18 protein-coding genes are annotated in these 20,228 nt (G+C 63.4%); 9 read left to right on the top strand and 9 right to left on the bottom strand.

Annotated features, from left to right (window positions below):
• Positions 1–26: 26 nt before the first annotated feature.
• The 3 genes from tssC to BGK68_RS09860 form a co-directional block, all read right to left on the bottom strand.
• Positions 27–1,514: a type VI secretion system contractile sheath large subunit gene (gene tssC, locus BGK68_RS09870; protein WP_013232778.1), complete on the bottom strand. Its 1,488-nt coding sequence runs from the start codon at positions 1,512–1,514 to the stop codon at positions 27–29.
• Positions 1,515–1,525: 11 nt separating this feature from the next.
• The gene (gene tssB, locus BGK68_RS09865) at positions 1,526–2,026 is read right to left on the bottom strand and encodes a type VI secretion system contractile sheath small subunit (RefSeq protein ID WP_013232777.1); all 501 of its coding nucleotides are present in this window, start codon (positions 2,024–2,026) and stop codon (positions 1,526–1,528) included.
• An 84-nt stretch (positions 2,027–2,110) separates the two neighbouring features.
• Complete coding sequence (locus BGK68_RS09860; RefSeq protein ID WP_075256955.1) at positions 2,111–2,743, bottom strand: outer membrane protein assembly factor BamD; 633 nt, start codon at positions 2,741–2,743, stop codon at positions 2,111–2,113.
• A gap of 406 nt (positions 2,744–3,149) precedes the next feature.
• Here BGK68_RS09860 and tssJ point away from each other — a divergent pair, with 406 nt between their 5' ends.
• The 9 genes from tssJ to BGK68_RS09815 all read left to right on the top strand — a co-directional run bounded on the left by tssJ (position 3,150) and on the right by BGK68_RS09815 (position 13,587).
• Positions 3,150–3,788, top strand: a complete 639-nt coding sequence (tssJ, locus tag BGK68_RS09855; RefSeq protein WP_216665912.1) for a type VI secretion system lipoprotein TssJ — start codon at positions 3,150–3,152, stop codon at positions 3,786–3,788.
• Positions 3,789–3,881: 93 nt separating this feature from the next.
• Entirely contained in the window at positions 3,882–5,228 is a 1,347-nt protein-coding gene (gene tssK / locus BGK68_RS09850; RefSeq protein ID WP_075256954.1) for a type VI secretion system baseplate subunit TssK, read from the top strand.
• A gap of 2 nt (positions 5,229–5,230) precedes the next feature.
• Positions 5,231–6,016: a type IVB secretion system protein IcmH/DotU gene (gene icmH, locus BGK68_RS09845; RefSeq protein WP_171941712.1), complete on the top strand. Its 786-nt coding sequence runs from the start codon at positions 5,231–5,233 to the stop codon at positions 6,014–6,016.
• 37 nt (positions 6,017–6,053) lie between these two features.
• On the top strand, positions 6,054–8,918 hold the full coding sequence (locus BGK68_RS09840; protein ID WP_075256953.1) for a type VI secretion system Vgr family protein: 2,865 nt from the start codon (positions 6,054–6,056) through the stop codon (positions 8,916–8,918).
• 98 nt (positions 8,919–9,016) lie between these two features.
• A complete protein-coding gene (locus tag BGK68_RS09835) occupies positions 9,017–9,451 on the top strand; it encodes a hypothetical protein (protein ID WP_075256952.1) in 435 nt (144 codons plus the stop codon).
• A 21-nt stretch (positions 9,452–9,472) separates the two neighbouring features.
• Positions 9,473–9,676, top strand: a complete 204-nt coding sequence (locus tag BGK68_RS09830) for a hypothetical protein (RefSeq protein WP_075256951.1) — start codon at positions 9,473–9,475, stop codon at positions 9,674–9,676.
• 130 nt (positions 9,677–9,806) lie between these two features.
• Positions 9,807–11,306: an FAD-binding oxidoreductase gene (locus BGK68_RS09825; RefSeq protein WP_075256950.1), complete on the top strand. Its 1,500-nt coding sequence runs from the start codon at positions 9,807–9,809 to the stop codon at positions 11,304–11,306.
• 4 nt (positions 11,307–11,310) lie between these two features.
• Positions 11,311–12,711, top strand: a complete 1,401-nt coding sequence (locus BGK68_RS09820; RefSeq protein ID WP_075256949.1) for a GGDEF domain-containing protein — start codon at positions 11,311–11,313, stop codon at positions 12,709–12,711.
• A 30-nt stretch (positions 12,712–12,741) separates the two neighbouring features.
• Entirely contained in the window at positions 12,742–13,587 is an 846-nt protein-coding gene (locus BGK68_RS09815; protein ID WP_075256948.1) for a TIGR02285 family protein, read from the top strand.
• 29 nt (positions 13,588–13,616) lie between these two features.
• Here BGK68_RS09815 and BGK68_RS09810 read toward each other — a convergent pair whose 3' ends face one another.
• The 6 genes from BGK68_RS09810 to BGK68_RS09785 form a co-directional block, all read right to left on the bottom strand.
• Entirely contained in the window at positions 13,617–14,807 is a 1,191-nt protein-coding gene (locus BGK68_RS09810) for an AGE family epimerase/isomerase (RefSeq protein WP_075256947.1), read from the bottom strand.
• 21 nt (positions 14,808–14,828) lie between these two features.
• Positions 14,829–15,863, bottom strand: coding sequence for an ABC transporter permease subunit (locus BGK68_RS09805; protein ID WP_143433005.1), 1,035 nt, complete (start codon positions 15,861–15,863; stop codon positions 14,829–14,831).
• Positions 15,856–17,421: a sugar ABC transporter ATP-binding protein gene (locus BGK68_RS09800; protein WP_075256946.1), complete on the bottom strand. Its 1,566-nt coding sequence runs from the start codon at positions 17,419–17,421 to the stop codon at positions 15,856–15,858. Before BGK68_RS09800 ends, BGK68_RS09805 begins: the two co-directional genes overlap by 8 nt.
• Before the next feature lie 118 nt (positions 17,422–17,539).
• The gene (locus tag BGK68_RS09795) at positions 17,540–18,490 is read right to left on the bottom strand and encodes an ABC transporter substrate-binding protein (RefSeq protein ID WP_075256945.1); all 951 of its coding nucleotides are present in this window, start codon (positions 18,488–18,490) and stop codon (positions 17,540–17,542) included.
• A gap of 63 nt (positions 18,491–18,553) precedes the next feature.
• Positions 18,554–19,171: a nucleoside/nucleotide kinase family protein gene (locus BGK68_RS09790; RefSeq protein WP_075256944.1), complete on the bottom strand. Its 618-nt coding sequence runs from the start codon at positions 19,169–19,171 to the stop codon at positions 18,554–18,556.
• Between the two features lie 381 nt (positions 19,172–19,552).
• Entirely contained in the window at positions 19,553–20,161 is a 609-nt protein-coding gene (locus BGK68_RS09785; protein WP_075256943.1) for a cysteine hydrolase family protein, read from the bottom strand.
• Positions 20,162–20,228 lie beyond the last annotated feature (67 nt).

The following is a 20,228-nucleotide window of genomic DNA, read 5'->3' as shown; positions in this document are numbered from 1 at the left end:
TCCTGTAAGTGTGAGGGAGGGAAAAATCAGGACTTGCCGGCCTGCGGCAGCTCCGCCACCAGGCGCAGCGACACAGACAGTTCATCCAGCTGAAAATGCGGACGCAGGAACGACACGGCGCGATACACACCCGGCCGTCCCGGCACTTCCGACACCTGTACCGAAGCCTCGCGCAGCGGGAACTGCGCCTTGGCTTCCTGCGTGGCATTGTCATCCAGCAGCACGTATTGGGAGATCCAGCGATTGAGGAAATCTTCCACGTTCGAGGCAGCGGCAAAGCTGCCGATCTTGTCGCGCATCATCGATTTCATGTAATGCGCGATGCGCGAGACGGCGAAGATGTATTGCAGCTGGGACGACAGGACTGCATTGGCATTGGCCGAATCGGTGTTGTACTTCTTCGGCTTCTGCGCGGACTGCGCGCCGAAGAAGGCGGCGTAGTCGGTGTTCTTGCAATGCACCAGCGAGATGAAGCCCAGGTCGGAGAGCTCCTTTTCACGGCGGTCGGTGATGGCGATTTCGGTGGGGCACTTCAGCGCCACTTCGCCCTCGTCGGTCTTGAAGGTGTGGGTCGGCAGGTCTTCCACCAGGCCGCCGCCTTCCACGCCGCGAATCGCCGCGCACCAGCCGAAGTCTTCGAAGGCCTTGGTCAGCTTGGTGCCGAAGGCGTAGGCGGCGTTGCACCAGAGGTACTTGGAATGGTCGCTGCCGTCGACGTCCTCGACGAAATTGAAGCCCTCGACGGTGGTGCCGTCCTTGGGATTGAACGGCAGGCGGCCCAGGAAGCGCGGCAGGGTCAGGCCGACATAGCGGGAATCCTCGGATTCACGGAAGGACTTCCACTTGGCGTATTCCACCGTATCGAAGACCTTGGACAGATCGCGCGGCTTGCCCAGGTCGGCATAGGACTCCAGGCCGAACAGTTCGGGCGAGGCGGCCGTGACGAAGGGTGCGTGCGAGGCCGCGGCAATGCGCGACATCTGCTCGATGAAATACATGTCCTCGGGCTGGCGGGTGATCTCGAAATCGCCCAGCAGCACGCCGAAGGGAGCGCCACCGAAGGTGCCGAATTCTTCTTCGTAGACCTTCTTGAACATGGCGCTCTGGTCGAATTCCAGTGCGGAGTTGAAGTCCTTGACCAGTTCCTTCTTGGTGGCGTTGAGGATCTTGATCTTCTGGTTCTCGCCCACCGTGGTGTTGCGCACCAGGTAGTTCAGGCCGGTCCAGCTGCCTTCCAGCTTCTGGAATTCCGGCGCGTGCATGATGGCGCTGACCTGGCTGGAGATCAACTTGTCCAGCTCTGCAATACGGGCATCCAGCGTCGCCGAGAGATTGCTGGAGACCACCACCGTCCCCTCCATGACCTGGTTCACCAGTTCGGTGATGAGGTCCTTGGCACGGTCATGTTCAGAGGCGGACTTGGCGACCTTGCTCTGTTCGACGATATCGTCCAGCAGGCTGGCGCTGGCCGCTGCGGGGGCAGCGGCCGTTTCGGAATGGAGTTGAGCGGACATGGCGTTCTCTTTTACTTGTTGGTTTGCTGACGCAGCTCGGCGAGCTTTTCGGTACTGTTGAGTACATCGTTGAGGATGTCTTCCAGCTTGTCATTGCCGGCGATCTTGTTGCGCAGGTCGGCCAGCTTGGTGCGGGCTTCGAGCAGCTTGCGCAGCGGTTCGACCTGTTGCACCACCGCCTCGGGACGGAAATCCTCCATCGAGCGGAACTTCAGTTCCACCGCGAATTCCCCGCCCTTGTCGGAAAGTTCGTTGGGCACGCGATAGACGGCGCGTGGTTCGATGGCCTTCATGACCTCATCGAAATTGTCGGGATCGACATTGACGAACTTTCGATCCTTCAGGCGCGGCTGCGGCACTTCCGAATTGCCGCCGAAATCACCGACCACGCCGGTGACGAAGGCCAGTTCCTTCTTCTCGATCGCGTCGCCGATCTCGACGTCATAGGTCATCTGCACACGCGGGGGACGGACCTTCTGGAGTTTCTTCTGGATGCTTTCTCTTTTTGCCATGACTGCTCCGCTGCTAAGGAATTAGGACGCCCCACCGCGATGAGGCCTTTCTGGAGGCGGGAGCACGCTCCCGCCCGCACTGCTTCACTTCAGGTTGCCGAAGGGATTGGGGCCGCTGCCGCCGCTGCTGGGCGCACTGCTGCTGCCAGCGTCGTCGTTGTCAGGGGCGACCGGCTGGGGCGCGGCCTTGCGTAGCACGCGGCCACGCTTGGCCACCGGGGGCTTGGCCGGCGGCGGCACCAGGGCGGCTTCGCCCAGGCTTTCGCGCAGGATCTTGGTCAGGTCCTGGGCTTCGGTCTTGACAGAACCGTTCAGGGCGTTCTGGGTGCGCAGATCGCCCAGCGCCTTGGTCGCCAGGCGCAGGCTGGCCACGGTCACGATGCTGTTGGCCACCTTGTCGGTCGGGTCACGCTTGAGGGCTTCCTGGGCGTTGACGATGGCGTCGCTGTAGTCGCCGCTGTCGAAGCGGATCTGGGCAATGCGCACCCACGGCGTCTTGTCAGCAGGGAAACGGGCGGCCACCACCTTCAGCACCGAAACGGCTTCATCGGTCTTGCCTTCGGTCTGTGCGGCATTGGCCTTGGCCACGCCGCTTTCGAGGGTGTTCTTGGCCTCGTCTTCCGGGCCGGGCTTGGATGAGGTATTGGCGCAGCCGCTGAGGACGGCCAGCAGTAATGCCGGGATGACCAGGCCTGTTTTTATTTTGTTAATGCGCATGCGGGATTACTCCTTTTTGTTTTTCGACAAGAAAAAACATCTGCGCGCGGGGCGCGCAAACGATCCATGCAGCACCCGGACATCTCCGAACGCTTACTATTCGAACTATTCAGACTTCAATGAATTCCCTGAGCGAGCTTTGCGCGAAAATCTGTGCGAAAAAAATGCACTTTTTATCCATCCCGCGCTCCAATCGCGACCAGCCGGTTGATGAGGCTGGTAACCAACTAATTAATTAAGTTTTAAGTTTTTTAAGTTAATTGTTTTTCGTAAGTTGAACTTAATGTTGCTCAAACGTATCGCATAGACAGAACAGTAGCGGGCCAGTTCCGCAATATGTAAAAACTTTCTAAATCGAGTGCATCAGGCACCTCCCGCTTACACAAATAAAACGCACGGGGCAGAGTTGAAAAGACCATCGATTACTAACAGCCTGGCCATCGGGACTGTTATTTTTTCCCTTTCCGGCTGCGCCGCCGTCGGCGCAGCCTCTGCCGTAGGGCAGGTTGCCAAATCGACAATGGAGGCGCTGGGCCTGAAGAAGCCCGATGCGCCCGAAGTACCGGATTCGATGAAGCAGCCCCGCTCGGTCTTCATCAAGCTGCACGCCTCCAAGGCGCTCAACCTGGATGCGCAGAAGCGGCCGCTGGCCCTGGTCGTAAAAATTTATAAGCTCAAGCAGAACATTAGTTTCCAGCAGGCGTCATATGAGACGTTTCTAAGTCCGCAGAAGGAAAAGGAACTGCTCGGGGCCGATCTTCTGGAGGTCAAGGAAGTTACACTGGTGCCCGGCCAGCGTTACGAAGCGGTCGAGAAAGTCAGTTACGAAGCCGGTTACGTTGGCGTGGTGGCGCTGTATGTCAACCCCGCCCAGCAACGCTGGCGCCTGGCTTTCAAGGCGGACGAGAGCGAAAAGAGCGGCATCACCGTCGGCTTGCAGTCCTGTTCAGTCACCGTCGGGGCAGGCGCCGCCGCCATCGACGCCCAGGGCCAGCCGCTGGAAAAGAACCTGATGCTCGCGCCCGTGCAGTGCCCGTCAAGCTGATCCGTGGCGGTGTCGATGGGCAGGCAAGGGCAATAGCAGAAAGATGGACATGACAGCAATAACAACATCATCACGTCAAATGGGGCAATACAAGTGAATCATTCCAATAAAGTCCTGTGGGGAGAAGGCCTGTTCCTGCGGCCGCAGCACTTCCAGCGCCAAGACCTCTATCACGAGACCCGGCTGCGCCAGACCGCCTCGGCCCTGCATCCCTATTGCTGGGGCGTATCGGCCCTGCAGGTGGACCGCGATGCACTGAACAACAATACCCTGCGCATCCTGGAGCTGTCGCTGATCTTCCAGGATGGCGAGATCTACAAGGCGCCCGATGGCGACGACCTGCCCGATCCCATCGAGCTGGGCGAGATCGCCCTGACGCAGCAGTCGGTCACCTTCTATGCGGCGCTGCCGGCAATGAAGAGCTTCGGCAGCAATTTCGCCCAGGCCGCTGGCGGCAACCAGTCCAATCGTTACCTGCTGGACAATAGCGAGACCCCCGATCTGTTCACCGAGGCCGCCAAGGCTGAGATGAGCTACCTGAAGAAGGCGGTGCGCCTGGTCTCGGAAAACGAACCGCGCGACTCGCTGGTGTGCATCCCCATCGTGCGCCTGCGTCGTTCCAATTCCTCGGGCTTCGAGATGGATCCCAACTTCGTGCCGCCCAGCCTGTCGGTGCATGCCGCGCCGCTGTTGCTGCTGCGCCTGCGCCGTCTGATGGATGCGCTGCAGGCCAAGGTCAGCGCGCTCTACGGCCATCACCGCGAGCCCAGCAAGAGCGTGGTGGAATTCCGTTCCGGCGACATCACCTCGTTCTGGCTGCTGCACACCGCCAGCACGGCCTACGCCAGCCTGTCGCATTACCTCCACAATCCCTTGCTGCACCCGGAACGTCTCTACGAACAGTTGCTGACCCTGGGCGGCTCGCTGATGACCTTCTCGCGCAGCGTCGCGCTGGCCGACCTGCCGGCCTACGATCACCAGGACCCAGGCCCGGCCTTCGTGCGCCTGGATGGCATCATCCGCGAATTGCTCGACACGGTGATTTCCTCGCGCTACTTCGCCATCGCCCTCCACGAGTCCAAGCCCTCCTATCACCTGGGCATGCTGGACTCGGGCAAGATCGACGAGAAGACCAATTTCTACCTGGCCGTCAACGCCGACCTGCCGGCCATCGAACTGGTCGATGTGGTGCCGCTGCGCTTCAAGATCGGCGCGCCGGACGATGTCGAGAAGTTCGTGCTGGCCGCGCTGCCGGGCGTGAAGCTGGTGCACTCGCCGCAAGTGCCTGCGGCGCTGCCGGTGCGGCCGGATACCTACTACTTCGCGCTGGAGAACAAGGGCGCCATGTACGAGCGCATGTTGCAGGCGCAATCGATCTGCATCTATGTCCCGGCGGGTATCCGGGATCTGAAACTTGAACTGTTGGCGGTGACCCAATGAACATGACCTCGGCTCCCTCCCTGCTCGACCAGGACAGCTTCCCGTCCTCCTCTCCATCGCCGACCTCGGCCAGCGCGCCGGTGAAGGCCAATTCGCTGCTGGACCTGATGTATGACGGTTTCTATGCCCTGTTCATGCTCAGGAATGGCAACGCACCGCTGGATGAGGCCTCCTTCGCCATCAAGATGCAGAAATTCCTCGGCGACGTGGAGCGCAACGCCAAGAAGCTGGATGTGTCGCCTGAAGATGTCTACGCCGCCAAGTATGCGTTCTGCGCCTCGGTGGATGAAATCATCCTGCGCTCCAACTTCACCATCCGCGATGCCTGGGAACGTCGTCCGCTGCAGCTGACCATGTTCGGCGACCAGCTGGCCGGCGAGAATTTCTTCAAGCAGCTGGAAGACCTGCGGGTGCGCGGCAATGCCCACGTGCAGGCGCTGGAAGTGTTCCACATGTGCCTGCTGCTGGGTTTCCAGGGCAAGTACGCGCTGGAGGGTCCGGAAAAGCTCGGCTACCTCACCGCCCGCCTGGGCGATGAAATCGCCCACATGAAAGGCAAGAGCGCCGGTTTCGCACCGCATTGGGCGCGCCCCGACGCCATCGTCAACAAGCTGCGCAACGATGTGCCGCTGTGGGCGGTGGGCTCGCTGTTCGCCCTCATCGCATTGTTTGCCTACCTGGGCTTGAACTGGATGCTCACCAGCGGCACCGAGAACGGCCTGGCCGGCTATACCGACATCGTCAAGCTGGCCCCGCGCACCGCCAACCTGACCATCACCCTGCCCTGATCCCATGCAGGGAGCGTAACCGACGACGTCCATCGCAATGAACCTGCCACTGCCCGATTCGCTCACCGCCGCCGTCACTGAATTGTTTGGTACCGGCCTGTCGCAGAACGCCCGCCTCATCACCATGACCACGGCGCAGTCCGCAGGCCTGCCCGAGACGCTGGCGGTGGAACGCTTCGAGGGCGAGGAAAGCGTCAATGACAACTTCCGCTTCGACATCGATGCGCTGTCCATCTCCACCGACCTCGACCTGAAACAGTTCATCGGCGCCGAGATCAGCCTGCGGCTGTTGCAGGCCGATGGCGGCACGCGCGCCTGGCATGGTTACTGCACCCAGGCCTCGTGGCTGGGCGCCGATGGCGGGCTGGCGCGCTACCGGCTGCGCCTGGAATCCTTCCTGGCCTTCCTGGATCGCCGCCATGACAGCTTCCTGTTCCAGGACATGACGGTCACCGATATTGCAGCAGCCGTGCTCAAGGAATACCCGCAGGCCAATTTCTCGCTGGACGTGACGCAGACGCTGGCCAAGCGCGACATCTGCACGCAGTATCGCGAGACTGACTACGCCTTCCTGCGCCGCATCCTGGCCTCCGAAGGCCTGAACTTCCGCTTCGAGCACGAACAGGACGACGCCCCGCAGCAGCACGACCAGTCGCAGCCGCATGCGCGCCACAAGCTGGTGATCTTCGACCGCAACGCCAAGGCGCCGGCACTGCCCGGTGGTGATGAGCACATCCGTTTCCATCGGGTGGCGGCCATGGAAGCCAGCGACGCCATCACCGACTTTGCCGCCGTGCGCAGCGTGCGCCCCAATGGCGTGGCGCTGGCCAGCTGGCATCCGGAAAAGCTCTCTTCTCCCTCGCATGAGGAAGGCTCGACCCTGGAGGCCGGAGAACTGCCTTCCCTGCCGGTCTACGACGGCACCGGGCAGCAGGACTTCGCCGACCAGGACGCTGCCGCCGCCCATGCCCAGCTGATGCTGCAGGCGCTGGAGATGCAGAACAAGCGCTTCGAGGGCGCTGGCGCTGCGCGCCAACTGGCAGCGGGAGCGCGCTTCACGCTGCTGCAGCACGAGCGCTATCCCGAGGGTGAGAACGCCTTCAAGGTCGTGAGCGTGCGCCATGCGGCGCGCAACAATGTCAGCGCCAACATCACCCGCATCCTCGCGCCGACGGCGGGCACGCTCTTTGGCGGCAGCGCTACCGCCGCCAGCGATGACGGCCTTCAGGCCGGCACCTACCGCAACAGCTTCACGGCCATCCGCGACAGTGTGCCGATGGTCCCGGCGGCCATCGCCGAGCGCCTCAAGCCGACCGCGCGAGGCACGCAGACGGCATTGGTCACGGGCGCGGCCGATGCGGCCGTCACGACCGACCGCAACCACCGCGTGAAGGTGCAATTCCACTGGCAGCGCGGCAAGTCGCCCAATCCGGGCGGGCTCAGCGATACCGGCAATCTCGACGACAAGGATGGCAACGCCAACGGCAACGACAGTTCCGGCACCTGGATCCGCGTGGCCGAGGCGCAGTCCGGCCCCAACTGGGGCAGCCAGTTCATCCCGCGCGTAGGCAGCGAGGTGCTGGTCGATTTCATCGAAGGCGATATCGATCGTCCGGTGGTCGTGGCCCAGCTCTACAATGGCAGCGACGCGCCGCCCTTCCCGGCCGGCGCCGATTCCGGCGTCAACCATGCCGGCACCATCTCCGGTTGGCATAGTACCGCCCATGACGGCAGCGGATTCAACCAGTGGGTGGTGGACGATACCCAGTCGCAGTTGCGCATGCGCCTTGCCTCCAGCACGGCCAAGTCACAGTTGAACCTGGGGCACCTGGTGGAACAGGCCGATACCGGCGCCCAGCGCGGCAGCTACCGGGGCCAGGGTTTCGAATTGCGCAGCGATGCCTGGGGCGTGGTACGCGGCGGCGAAGGCCTGCTGCTCTCCACTACCGCGCGCCCACTCAACGGCGCCAGCGTAACTGGCACGCAGATGGATGCGGCTGGCGCCATTGCGCAGCTCAAGGGCGCGAAGTCGCTGGCCCAGACGATGAGCGACTCGGCCACGCAGCAGCAAGCCCTCAGCAGCACCCAGGCGCTGCAGGCCAAGACCGATTTCCTGGCGCTGATCGATCCCAGTGATCAGGGCAAGCATCCGGCCAGCGTGAATGGCCAGGACGCGCTCAAGTCCGACGGCAGCACACGCAATACCGACGCCGCGCAGCCGGTGGAAAAATTCGCCAAGGCTGCCGTGCTGATGGATTCCCCCTCCAACATCAACTGGACCAGTAACGCCTCCACCTTGCTGTATGCCGCAGAGAACCTGCAATGGACCACCCAGGGCGACGTCCACTGGAGCGCCGCCGACACGGCCAGCGCCGCCGCCGGCAAAGCGGCCAGCTTCTACAGCCATGATGGCGGCATCCAGGCCTTCGCCGCCAATGGACCGGTTTCGCTGCAGGCCCATACGGACGCCCTGGAGATCCTGGCGGACAAGGATGTGACTGTTACCAGCGTCAACGACAGCATCGAGATCAAGGCGCGTCAGAAGATCGTGTTGCAGGCAGGACAGGCTTCGGTGACGCTGGAGGGCGGGAATATTACGTTTGCTTGTCCGGGGACGTTTTCGGTGAAGGGGGCGACGCATGCGTTTCCGGGGGGAGCGAGCGTCTCTCCGGATCTGATGGCGCTGCCAGACACCAAGTACAAGCTCTTCGACGAAGCCTTCGTGGTGAAGGACCCCAATGGGACTCCACTCTCTGACATCCCTTATCGGATCAAGAGTTCAGCCGGAGACCAGCTGGCGACCACCGCCAAGGACGGCATGAGCGAGCGCGTTAGCACGGAAGCCAGCGAGAACGTGGAGTTCGCCATGGAGTGGTTCAAGGTCGTGCCGGCCAAATCTTGAGCGGACAAACCAAGGTGAAAGAGGAAGTTGCATCGGAGCCTCGGAGAATGAGGGCATCTCGCTAAAGCCATACGGATTGATGCTTACGGATCAGGAAAATGAAAAGCAAGATACTTTTTTTCTTTGCTGGTACCGTTATAGCGAGTTTGTTTTTTTATGGCTATCTTGCCTGGAAATCCAGCATAACAAAGATTCACCGCCTCACCACACCTTTGCAGCTCAGTACCGAACAGGCGTCCAACGGCATGCTGCCAATCGGCACAAGCCTTTATTACGACACCTCCTTCCCCGAAGGATTTTCCCGCTACAAGATCTACGTCAACATTGATCGGATGCCATTGGAACTGGAGACCCTGCAGGATCCCACCATGATCGATCCGGTAGAGGCAACTGCGTTCAGTCAGGACGCACTCCTCAAACTACTCAGGCATCATCCCCTCACTAAAGATGACCTCCACGCGATCATCAATTCCGGCTATCTTTCCAAGGATGAAATTAAGGAAGTCCTGTCTGAATTCACGGACGGGAAATGATACTGTCCTACAAGAAGATCCGTGCTGACCATCAAGTATGCTGGCCGTCATGTGGCAGATCGCATGCACGCGAACAGGCTAGGACCCACTTCCACGGCGGCCAGCGAGAACGCGGAATTTGCGATGGAGTGGTTCAAGCTGCTGCCTGCCAAGACCTGGGCCGCTGCCCCTGCAACGCGCGACAATGCACCTGTGCATAAACTGTTGCACAACAATCCAACGTAACAAACATAAACTCATAAAACATCACAATACGTAATTGCCCTGTCTTCCCATGGGGTAGCCGCTGTTAGAATTCACGAGCTTCGTCAATCCTGGCGGGGCCACAGAAAAAACAATTTCAGCGGGGAAACGAATGGAAGATACCAAGGCATTGCCACGGCGCAAATTCCTTCAGACTGGGGCGGCGCTGCTCTATGCGGCCAGCGTGCCGGGGGTGGTCCAGGCGGCGCCGGCGCTGCATACGCCCAAGAACCTGCGCGCCCTGCGCAACAGCCTGCATGGCCGGCTGATCCTGCCGGGCGAAATGGGTTACGCCATGGCGGCGGCGCCTAACAATGCGCGCTATGCCGACATCCTTCCGCGCGCGGTGGCCATGTGCGCCGATGCCCACGATGTGCAGCTCTGCCTGCGCTGGGCGGCCGACCATCGCGAGAAGTTCGCGGTGCGCTCCGGTGGCCACAACTATGCGGGCTTCTCCACCACGACCGGCCTGCTCATCGATGTCAAGGCCATGAACAAGGTCTGGTACGACCTGGCCAAGAATCGCGGCTACATCCTCGCCGGCGCCAGCAACCAGGACATGGCCAATACCTTCAGCGGCACCGACTTCGCCATCCCTTCGGGACGCTGCCCCACCGTGGGCGCGAGCGGGCTGGTGCTGGGGGGCGGCTGGGGCTTCTCCGCCACCCATGCGGGCCTGACCTGCGACAGCCTGGTGCAGACCGATATCGTGCTGGCCAGCGGCCAGCAGGTCAGCGCCGACGCCCAGGGGCCGCATCGCGATCTGTTCTGGGCGCTGCGTGGCGGCGGCGGCGGCAACTTCGGCATCAATACCGCCTTCAGCTTCGAGCTGCATGAGGTCAAGGATGACGTGACCATCTTCAACATCGTCTGGCCCGGCCAGAAGCAGATCGAACTGCTGACCCTGCTGCAGGAAATCCAGAGCAACCACGCCACCCAGATCTCTACCCGCACCAAGGCCTACCCCGACGCACCGGGCCCCTTCCCGCGCCGCGAACAATTGCAGGTGACCACGCTGGGGCAATTCTTCGGGTCGAAGGACAAGGCGCTGGAGGCGCTGGCGCCGGCGCTGAAACTGGTCAAGCCGCTGCAGAGCGACATCCGCCAGATGCGCTACTGGCAGGCGCGCGACTATCTCATCACCGATGATCCCAATGGCATGTACGACCTGCGCTCTTCCTACGTGGCCGAGGCGCTGCCGCCGCAGGCGCTGGAAACCATGCTGCGCTACATGATGAAGTGGCCGGGCGGGTCGCTCCTGCCGGAGAACATGGGCATCCTCTTCGCCATCGGCGGCAAGGTGCGCGACGTGGCTGCGGACGCCACGGCCTACGTGCATCGCAACGCCAACTACATCTTCGAGATGGAATGCGCCTGGGCGCCCATCGACAAGCCCGACGTGGTGCGCCGCCAGCAGGAATGGCTCACGGAATACTTCGCGGCGATGCAGCCCTACATGCTGCCGCAGTCCTACGTCAACTTCCCCAGTCGCGAACTGCCGAACTGGGCGAGGGCCTATTACGGCAGCAACCTGGAGCGTCTCAAGCACGTCAAGCGGCAGTACGATCCGTCCAACCTGTTCAGCTTCGAGCAGAGCATCCCCCGCGCCTGAGACGATGAATCTGCTTTCCAAGAACTCCCTGGCGGTTCATCTGCTGCGCATCATCTTCGGGAGTTACTTCCTGGTTACGCTGGTGGTGACCTGCGTACAGCTTGGGGCGGAATACCGGCATGCCCGCTCCAGCGTGGACAATGAACTGCTGGCCATGGACCGTACCTTCGGTGCGAGCCTGGCCAGCTCCACGTGGCGCTTCCAGGGCGACGTGCAGAAGGCAACCCTGGCCGGCATCAGCAACCTGCCGGTGGTCACAGGGGTGAAGATCGAGGATCCTCAAGGACGGCTGGTGATGGCGCTGGGCAATATCATCGACAGCCACGGAGCGCAGGTGCATATCGAAGAAGACGGCAGCCAGAGCGCGGTGCGGACCGGCTTTCTCAATGCGGCCACCAGCCACCGCTTTCCCATCCTCTATCGCGATGAGCATGGGGTCGTGCACGACATCGGCAGCTGGACGGTCTATTCCAGCCGCCATGTGGTGATCGGCAAGGTGGCTTACGGCTTCACGCTGATCCTGATCAATTCGGTCATCAAGACGCTGGTGCTGTGGTTCATCTTCCTGTACGTGTTCCGCCGCTGGCTGGGCCAGCCCATCACGCGGCTGGCCGACTTCGTGCGCGAGCTGGACCTGAACCAGATGGAAACGCCGCGCAGCATCCACCTGCCGGGACGGCGTCGCCACGAGCTGCACTTCCTGGCCGACGCCATCAATCTCATGCTGACCAAGCTGCATCGCCACACCATCCACAACCACGCGCTCTACAAGGAACTGGAACAGGAAAAACAATCCCTGTCGGCGCTCAACCGATCGCTGGAACTGCGCATCGCCGAGCGCACGCGCGACCTGGCGCAGGCCAATGAACAGCTGCGCTCGCTGAGCCTCACCGATGGTCTCACCGGCATTGCCAACCGCCGCAGCTTCGATGAAACGCTGGAACAGGAGTGGCGGCGCAGCATGCGGCACGGCACGCCGCTGATGCTGGCCTTCATCGATGTGGACTGGTTCAAGCCCTACAATGACCACTACGGCCACCTGGCCGGCGATGCGGTGCTGCGCCAGGTAGCGCAGACCCTCAAGCAGTCCGTCGCGCGCGTGGGCGATACGGTGGCGCGGTATGGCGGTGAAGAGTTCGCCATCATCGCCGCCGATACCGATGGCCAGGCTGGCGCCGACATGCTGCGCCGCATGTGCGACGCCGTGCATGCGCTGGCCATTGCGCACGCGGGCTCGGCCATGGGCCGCATCACCATCAGCGCGGGCGTGGCCAGCTGCAACCCGGGCCAGCCCGGGGCCAGCCTGGACGGGCTGCTGCAGGCCGTCGACGCGGCGCTCTACCGCGCCAAGATGGAAGGACGCAACCGCGTCGTGCTGGCCACCGAACTGACCGTATCGCATTGATCCTGCACTGACCTGCCCTGAAAGCCAACCATGTGGTCCCGCCTGCTCCTGCTTCTGCTCACCTGCCTCCCGCTGCTGACACTACCGCCTGCGGGGCGGGCCAGTGAGCCGGACAACCAGATCATCTGGGGCCGGCACCATGTGCCGCCCTACATGATCCGTGAAGGGGAATGGGCGGGGCGGGGCATTTTCGATCTGACGCTGGGGGTGGTCACCTCGCACCTGCCGCAATATCAGCACGTGGACCTGGCCGCGCCCTTCCCGCGCGTGATCAGCGAGATCCGCAAAGGCAGCCACTGGTGCTATATCGGTGCGCTGCGCACCAGCGAGCGGGAGGCCTATGCCTACTTCTCGCTGCCGACCTCGATCTTCCTGCCCTTGCGCGTGATCGTGCGGCGCGACCGGCTGGCGCAGTTCAACCATCCGCAATCCTTGAAGAGCCTGTTGCAGAATCGCCAGTTGGTGACGTCGGTGATGCGCGACCGCTCCTACAGCCCGACGGTAGACCGGCTGCTGGCCGAGTATCCGGCGCGGGAAAACTATTCCGAACAGATCGAGGCCATCAGCATGCTGCTGGCCGGGCGCATCGACTACATGATCGAGCTGCCCTTGCTGGCCTTCTACCAGGCCCGTCTGCTCGGCCACGCCGATGAGCTGGCCGCCGTCCGCACCGAGGAAGCGGACGAGGTCGTGTTCAACCGGGTGATGTGTCCCAGGAATGAATGGGGGCGGCAGGTGATCGAGCACGTCAACCAGGTGCTGCTGGCCCAGCGCCCTACGCCGGGCTACCGCGCCATGGTGGAACGCTGGCATGACCCGGAATCGACGGCCGAGATCCGCAGGCTCTACGACAAGGTCTTCCTGAAGACGCCCTGAGCCTCCGGGCCGCGCCGGGGCTGTTGTCTCTATCCGGTCAGGCCGCCCACGGCCAGCACATCCCAGCAGGCGCCCATGGTGTGATAGTCCACCTTGCCGGCGGGGGACTTGGTGTCTTCCAGCTTGCTGCCATCGGCGGCGAGGATGCGGAACCACGCACCGTGCTGATGATCGACCATGTGCTGCCAGCTCCAGGCCCACAGCATGCGGTACTGGTCGCGGAACACCGGCTCGCCGGTGGCGCGCCACAGCCGCCAGGCGCTGGCGAAGGATTCGGCCTGCACCCAGAAATACTTGTCCTTGTCATAGGGTTCCAGATCGAGGCCGAAGCCGTAGATCAGGCCGCCGTGGATGGCATCCCAGCCGCAGGTCCAGGCCGCCTGGTGCAGTTCGATCGCGCGCGGCAGGAAGGCCGCATTGGGCGCGTGGCCGTGGGCGATGAGCAGCAGCTTGGCCCATTCGGTCTGGTGCCCGGTCTGGAAGCCCCAGGGCTTGAAGATGTTGCTGCGCTTGCCCTTGTTGTAGTCGAGGTCGGGCGTCCAGTCCTGGTGATAGTGCTCCCACACCAGGCCTTGCGTATGCCGCGCCAGGTCGAAGACGAAGCGCTCGATCAGGGCCAGGGCGCGCTCCAGGTAGCGGCGCTGGCCGGTGACTTCATAGGCGGCCAGGCAGGCTTCGCACATGTGCATGTTGGCGTTCTGGCCGCGATAGCCGATCAGTTCGCCCGCCGGCGTGATCTCATCGGCATAGGCGTTATGGGCTGGTTCAAAGAAGGCCGTCTCCATGCGGTCGAAGGCGTCGGCCACCGCATCCTCGCCGCACAGGCCGATGCGATGCGCATGGGCGCAGGCCAGCAGCACGAAGGCCTGGCCATAGGCCATCACAGTGGCGTCATCGATGCGCTCGTCCTGCAGGGTCCAGGCATAGAGTCCCTGCAGCGGCCCGCTGGCATGGCGAAAGCGCGCCAGCTCATCCCACGCGCGGCGCGCCTGCCGCAGGTAGCGCGCCTGGCCAGAGTGGGTGTAGGCCATGGCCTGCGTGAAGACCAGCCGGGTGGCGCTGACCAGGTGCCGATGGCCGGCGTTGTAGACGCGGCCATTGTCCTTGAGATAGTGGAAGAAGCCGCCCAGCGGATCGATGGCGTGACGGTCGTAGAAGGCCAGGGTATCGGCCACGTGGGCATGCAGGAAACGGCGGCTTTCGAAATCAGGCTGTGGCATGGTGCTTCCTTATCAGGCGAATCAGGCAGATTGGGCGGCGTCCTTCTGACGCCATTTGTCGAGGATCACGGCCAGCACGATCACCGCGCCCTTGGCCACGTACTGCCAGAAGGAGGACAGGCCGAGGATGGTCAGGCCGTTGTTCATCACCCCGATGATCAGCGCCCCCACCACGGTGCCCCAGATGGTCCCCACGCCGCCCATCAGGCTGGTACCGCCCAGCACGACGGCGGCGATGGCGTCGAGCTCATAGCCGCTGCCCCAGTTGCCGTTGGCGCCATACAGGCGGCTGGCCGACATGGCCCCGGCCAGGCCCGAGAAGAGGCCGCTGATCGAATAGACGAACAGCAGCACCAGGCCCACGCGAATACCCGTCAGGCGCGCTGCCTGCAGGTTGCCGCCGATGGCGTAGATGTGCATGCCCAGCACGGTCTTGCGCAGGATCACCCAGGACAGCAGCACCACCGCCACGGCCACCCAGATCAGCCAGGGCACGTGCAGGAAGTCGCCATTGCCTATCCATTCGAAACTGGGGATGTCATTGTTGAGCACGGTGGTGCCGTCGGCCAGCAGGTAGGCCGCGCCGCGAAACGCCGTCATCGTGCCCAGCGTGACCACGAAGGCATTGATGTTGAGGAAGGCCACCATGGCCCCGTTGACCATGCCCATGACCAGGCCGGAGAAGACGAACATCGGAATCGCCCAACCCGGTGCGGCGCTCAGCGAGACCTGCATGCCCAGCACGGCCGAGACGGCCAGCACCGAGCCCACCGAGAGGTCGATGCCGGCGGTGAGGATGACGAAGGTCATGCCGGCGGCCAGCACCAGGTTGATGGCGACCTGGCGCAGGATGTTCATGGTGTTTTCGGCACTGGCGAAATTGGAGGTGCCGTCGCCGCTGAGGTAGAGCGTGAGCGCATAGAACAACAGGTACAGCACCACCAGCACCGGCAGCATGCCCAGCCGGTGCAGCAGCCATTGCGCGGTGGTGGAAGAAGGCCGGCGGGCGCCGGGCAGGACGGCATCGTTGGTGTGCGTCATCTTGGTATCAGCCATGAGAGGGAGCCAGGGGAGTAGGAGAAGAGTGGGAGGCCGGCGCGGTGCGCGGGACATCGGTGTCGGTGGCCAGGCGCATGATGTTTTCCTGGGTGATGGCCGCGCCGGCGAGTTCGCCGGTGATCATGCCTTCGCGCATGACCAGCACGCGGTCGCAGATGCCGATCACCTCCGGCAGTTCGCTGGAGATGACCACCACCGCCACGCCCTGGCTGGCCAGCTTGTGGACAAGTTGATAGATCTCGCTCTTGGCATAGATATCCACACCCCGCGTGGGCTCGTCGAGGATCAGCACCTTGGGGGCGATCTCCAGCCAGCGCGCCAGCAAGACCTTTTGCTGGTTGCCGCCGGAGAGCTTGCCCACCGGGGTCTCGGGATGGGCGACCTTGACGTTGAGGCGCTGGATCGCCGCGCGCGCCACGCCGCCCAGCGAACGACTACGCACCAGGCCCAGGCGGGTGTGGCGCGAGGCCACGTTCATGGTCGCATTGGCAGCGACGGCCATCTGCAGGAACAAGCCCTGGCCCTTGCGGTCTTCGGGAACGTAGGCGATGCCGGCCCGCATGGCCGCACGCGGCTGGTCGATATGCACGGGGCGGCCATCAAGCAGGATCTCGCCGCCCGACCGGGGATCGGCGCCAAAGAGCAGGCGCGCCAGTTCGGTACGACCGGCGCCGACCAGGCCGGCAAAGCCCAGCACTTCACCGGCGCGCACGTCGAAGGAGGCGGGCCGGATCTTGCCGCCGGCCAGCGCGCGCACCTGCATGACCGTGGGCAATTGCGCCGCGTCGGCGGGGGCGATGCGCTGGTGCTGGTAGAACTCGCTGAGGGAGCGTCCCACCATCATCTGCACGATGCGTTCCGAGTCGATTTCATCTCGCGCCAGTTCACCGACGAAACTGCCATCGCGCAGCACCGTCACCCGGTCCGCCAGCGCATACACCTCGGCCATGCGGTGGCTGATGTAGATGATGGCCAGACCTTCGTCGCGCAGGCGGCGCACGACATTGAAGAGCTGCTCGGTCTCGCGTTCGGAGAGGGCGGCGGTGGGCTCGTCCATGATGACGATGCGGCTGCGGTGCACCAGCGCCCGGGCGATCTCGACCTGCTGCTGCTCGGCAATGGAGAGCCGGCCAGCCAGGTCGCTGGCCCGGAAGCTCGCGCCCAGCTGGCGCAGCACGGCGTCGGTACGGCTGCGCATGGCGGCGTGGTCGATCAGGCCCACGCGGGTGCGTAGCTCGCTGCCCATGAAGACATTGGCGGCCACGCTGATGTTGGGCGCCACCGCCAGTTCCTGATAGATGAGGTTGATGCCGGCGGCGCGGCTGGCACCCGGGTCGCGTAGGGCCACGGGCCGCCCATCAAGCAGGATCTCGCCCTGGTCGGGCGCATGCACGCCCGAGAGCACCTTCATGAGCGTGCTCTTGCCGGCGCCATTCTCACCCATGAGGGCGTGGATCTCGCCGGGGCGGATGGTCAGGTGCATGTCCGACAGCGCCAGCGTGGCGCCAAAGGACTTGCGGATGCCGCGCATCTGGAGCAAGGGAGTCTGGGTCATATCAACAGGAGTAAGGTCCGGGAAGCCGCCTTGCGCATGGTTCGCGTAGTTCAGGCGGCCGGCGTGGTTCACGTTGCTCGCCCCGCGCGCAGGGCGCGGGGCGCATCCCGCGCCAGGCTTACTTGGCCGGCACCCAGCCTTGGTAGTCGGCCACGTTGTCGCGCGTGATCAGCTTGACTGGCAGCAGCTTGACCTTCTGCTGCGGTGCGCGGCCGTTCATCACGGCGTAGCCGATGGCGACGCTCTCGGCAGCCATGCCGTAGGGGTCCTGCGCGGGGGAGGCGGCAAACAGCGACTTGCTGTCCTTGAGCGCGCGCTCGGCATCGGGCGCGCCATCCACCCCGCTGATCCACTTGATGTCGCTGCGCTTGGCCTGGCGGATGGCCAGTTCGGCGCCAATGGCGGTGGGATCGTTGATGGCGAAGACCGCATCGATCCTGGGCTGGGCCGCCAGCAGGTTGGACATGGTGGTCATGCCGCCATCGCGGCTGCCGCCGGCGTTCTGGTTGTCGGAGAGGATCTTGATGCCGGGCGACTTCTTGAACTCGGCCTTGCAGCCGGTCACCCTATCCATCACTGCGGACACCGGCGGACCATTGACGATGACCACATTGCCCTTGCCCTGCAGCTTCTCGGCCAGGAACTTGCACGACTCGGCCCCGGCCATGGTGTTATCCGACATCACCGTCACGTCCGCGCCCTCGGCGGCCACGTCCACGGCCACCACGACGATGCCGGCCTTCTGCGCCTTCTTCACGGCCGGGCCGACGCCCTTGGAATCGGCGGCGTTGAGCACGATCAGGTCAACCTTGTTGGCGATGAAATTCTCGATCTGGCCGACCTGGGTGTTGAGGTCGTACTTGGACGAGACCACGGTGACCTTGGCGTCCGGGTTGATCTTGTGGGCGCCGCTCTCGGCGCCCTTGGCGATGGCCACGAAGAACGGGTTGGCCAAGTCGCCCACGGTGACGCCCACCGATTTGAGCGGCTTGTCAGCGGCCAGGGCAGGCTGCGCGGCGGCGGCCAGCAACAGGGTGGAACAGGCGATGGCGAGGGTTTTCTTGATCATGCGGGTCTCCGTGAAGGGGGATTGTTGGTCTTCGGGCAGTACGGGGGCAGCAATGCCGGGACCTCAGTCCCAGCGAAAAATCAGATCGGCGCGGGGGCGCGTGGTCTCGATGAGGGCGGCATTGGCTTCGTCGCTGTCCATCACCCAGGCGCGGGCGGCCTCGGGGGTGCGGCCGAACTGGACGTGACGGGCGATGAGGCGCTGCACCCGCAGGGCCGGGTCGACATCCAGATACCAGCATTCATCGAGCAGCGGGTGCACGCGCGCCCAGTGGCCGCGCTCGAGCAGCAGGTAATTGCCTTCGGTGATGATGAGCTGGGTGCTGGCCGGGATGGGGATGGCGCCGGCGACGGCTTCCTCGATCTCGCGCAGGAATTGCGGCGCATAGATGAGTTCATCGCCGCTCTGGCTGCGCAGGCGGCTCAGCAGCGCCACGTAGCCAGCGCTGTCGAAGGTATCCTCGGCGCCTTTGCGGGCGGCGCGTCCCAACCGCGCCAGCTCGGCATTGGCGAGGTGGTAGCCATCCATGGGCAGCACCACCGCGCGCTCCCCGGCCTGTTCCAGCAAGGCCTGGGCCAGGGTGGACTTGCCGCTGCCGGGCGCGCCGGCGATGCCCAGTATCTTGCGTTGACCACTGGCGAGCAGGGCTTGCACCCTGTCGCGATAGACTGCCGACATCATCTTCGATCTATCCTTGTTGGGCTGCTGCCATTTCGGCAAAGCGAATGCAGCATCTGCATTCTGTTAGGGAACACGCCTGGTGCGCGCATGCTCCGATCTTCTCTCCCAGCCCATGAGCCGCGCCGGTCCTGCTATTGCAGTCGATGGCGCCGCATCACGGTGGTTTTTGGGCAGCCGATAAACTAACGCATGTACCTGCGCTTGTTCCTTGTCTCCACTGATTCTTGGTTTCAATTTCTAATTATTGCTAGTTCCTCGCCTTCAACGTGATGAAATTTTGTGAGCAAAACGGCGATATCGATCCGCTTCTCGATAAGTCGTGCAGTGAACGCAAAAAAAAGAGGACGCAGACGCGCCCTCCCCTGTGCTGATAAAGCGTTCTCAGACTGCTGGCAATGCGCCGGCATGGGCCACCACGGTGGCGTAGCGATCGGCCAGCTCCGCCAGCGCCACGCGCTGGATATCAGCCGCCGATAGCGCGGGCCCGCCCAGCGGATCAGGCAGGTCGCGGGTGGCGCAGGCGGCGGCCACGACGGTGCTGGCATAGCCATGGTCCAGCGCCGAGCGCACCGTCGCGCTCACGCACATGTGGGTGGCGAAGCCGGCGATGATGAGCGACTTGCGGCCGGTCTTCTTCAGGGTCTCATCCAGCGTAGTGCCGGCAAAGGAATTGGGCAGGCTCTTGGTGATGACGGCCTCGTCCGGCTGCGGCTGCACGCCGTCGATGATGGCCACATGCGGCCCCTGGGGATCGAACATCGCGCCGCCCGGCTTGCCGTGGTGGACCACATGGATCACCGGCGCAGCGGCTGCGCGCGCGTGTTCCAGCAGTACGGCGATCTCGGCCACGGCTGCGCCGATGCCGGCCAGCGGTGCGCGGCCTGTGGTGTATTCGGTCTGGTGGTCGATGATGACCAGCACGGCTTCCTGCCACGAGGAGGCGCGTGGCGAACCGCCGGCGATCTGGATCAGGGTCTGGGGTGTGCTCATGGAAAACTCCTTGCTGAAAAGAGGACGAAGCGGGATGCAGGCATCTTAGTCCGATAAAATTCGCACC

Source organism: Herbaspirillum camelliae (assembly GCF_001929405.1).
GTDB classification, from domain to species: Bacteria; Pseudomonadota; Gammaproteobacteria; order Burkholderiales; family Burkholderiaceae_D; genus Herbaspirillum; species Herbaspirillum seropedicae.
Note: the sequence above shows the minus strand (reverse complement) of the source record. Positions and strands in the feature narration are given on the sequence as shown.

What these genes read in the sequence shown, in the direction of transcription:
- tssC (WP_013232778.1), bottom strand. Translation starts at nt 1,514, where the DNA reads ATGTCCGCTCAACTCCATTCCGAAACGGCCGCTGCCCCCGCAGCGGCC.
- tssB (WP_013232777.1), bottom strand. Translation starts at nt 2,026, where the DNA reads ATGGCAAAAAGAGAAAGCATCCAGAAGAAACTCCAGAAGGTCCGTCCC.
- BGK68_RS09860 (WP_075256955.1), bottom strand. Translation starts at nt 2,743, where the DNA reads ATGCGCATTAACAAAATAAAAACAGGCCTGGTCATCCCGGCATTACTG.
- icmH (WP_171941712.1), top strand. Translation starts at nt 5,231, where the DNA reads ATGACCTCGGCTCCCTCCCTGCTCGACCAGGACAGCTTCCCGTCCTCC.
- BGK68_RS09840 (WP_075256953.1), top strand. Translation starts at nt 6,054, where the DNA reads ATGAACCTGCCACTGCCCGATTCGCTCACCGCCGCCGTCACTGAATTG.
- BGK68_RS09835 (WP_075256952.1), top strand. Translation starts at nt 9,017, where the DNA reads ATGAAAAGCAAGATACTTTTTTTCTTTGCTGGTACCGTTATAGCGAGT.
- BGK68_RS09825 (WP_075256950.1), top strand. Translation starts at nt 9,807, where the DNA reads ATGGAAGATACCAAGGCATTGCCACGGCGCAAATTCCTTCAGACTGGG.
- BGK68_RS09820 (WP_075256949.1), top strand. Translation starts at nt 11,311, where the DNA reads ATGAATCTGCTTTCCAAGAACTCCCTGGCGGTTCATCTGCTGCGCATC.
- BGK68_RS09815 (WP_075256948.1), top strand. Translation starts at nt 12,742, where the DNA reads ATGTGGTCCCGCCTGCTCCTGCTTCTGCTCACCTGCCTCCCGCTGCTG.
- BGK68_RS09810 (WP_075256947.1), bottom strand. Translation starts at nt 14,807, where the DNA reads ATGCCACAGCCTGATTTCGAAAGCCGCCGTTTCCTGCATGCCCACGTG.
- BGK68_RS09805 (WP_143433005.1), bottom strand. Translation starts at nt 15,863, where the DNA reads ATGGCTGATACCAAGATGACGCACACCAACGATGCCGTCCTGCCCGGC.
- BGK68_RS09800 (WP_075256946.1), bottom strand. Translation starts at nt 17,421, where the DNA reads ATGACCCAGACTCCCTTGCTCCAGATGCGCGGCATCCGCAAGTCCTTT.
- BGK68_RS09795 (WP_075256945.1), bottom strand. Translation starts at nt 18,490, where the DNA reads ATGATCAAGAAAACCCTCGCCATCGCCTGTTCCACCCTGTTGCTGGCC.
- BGK68_RS09790 (WP_075256944.1), bottom strand. Translation starts at nt 19,171, where the DNA reads ATGATGTCGGCAGTCTATCGCGACAGGGTGCAAGCCCTGCTCGCCAGT.
- BGK68_RS09785 (WP_075256943.1), bottom strand. Translation starts at nt 20,161, where the DNA reads ATGAGCACACCCCAGACCCTGATCCAGATCGCCGGCGGTTCGCCACGC.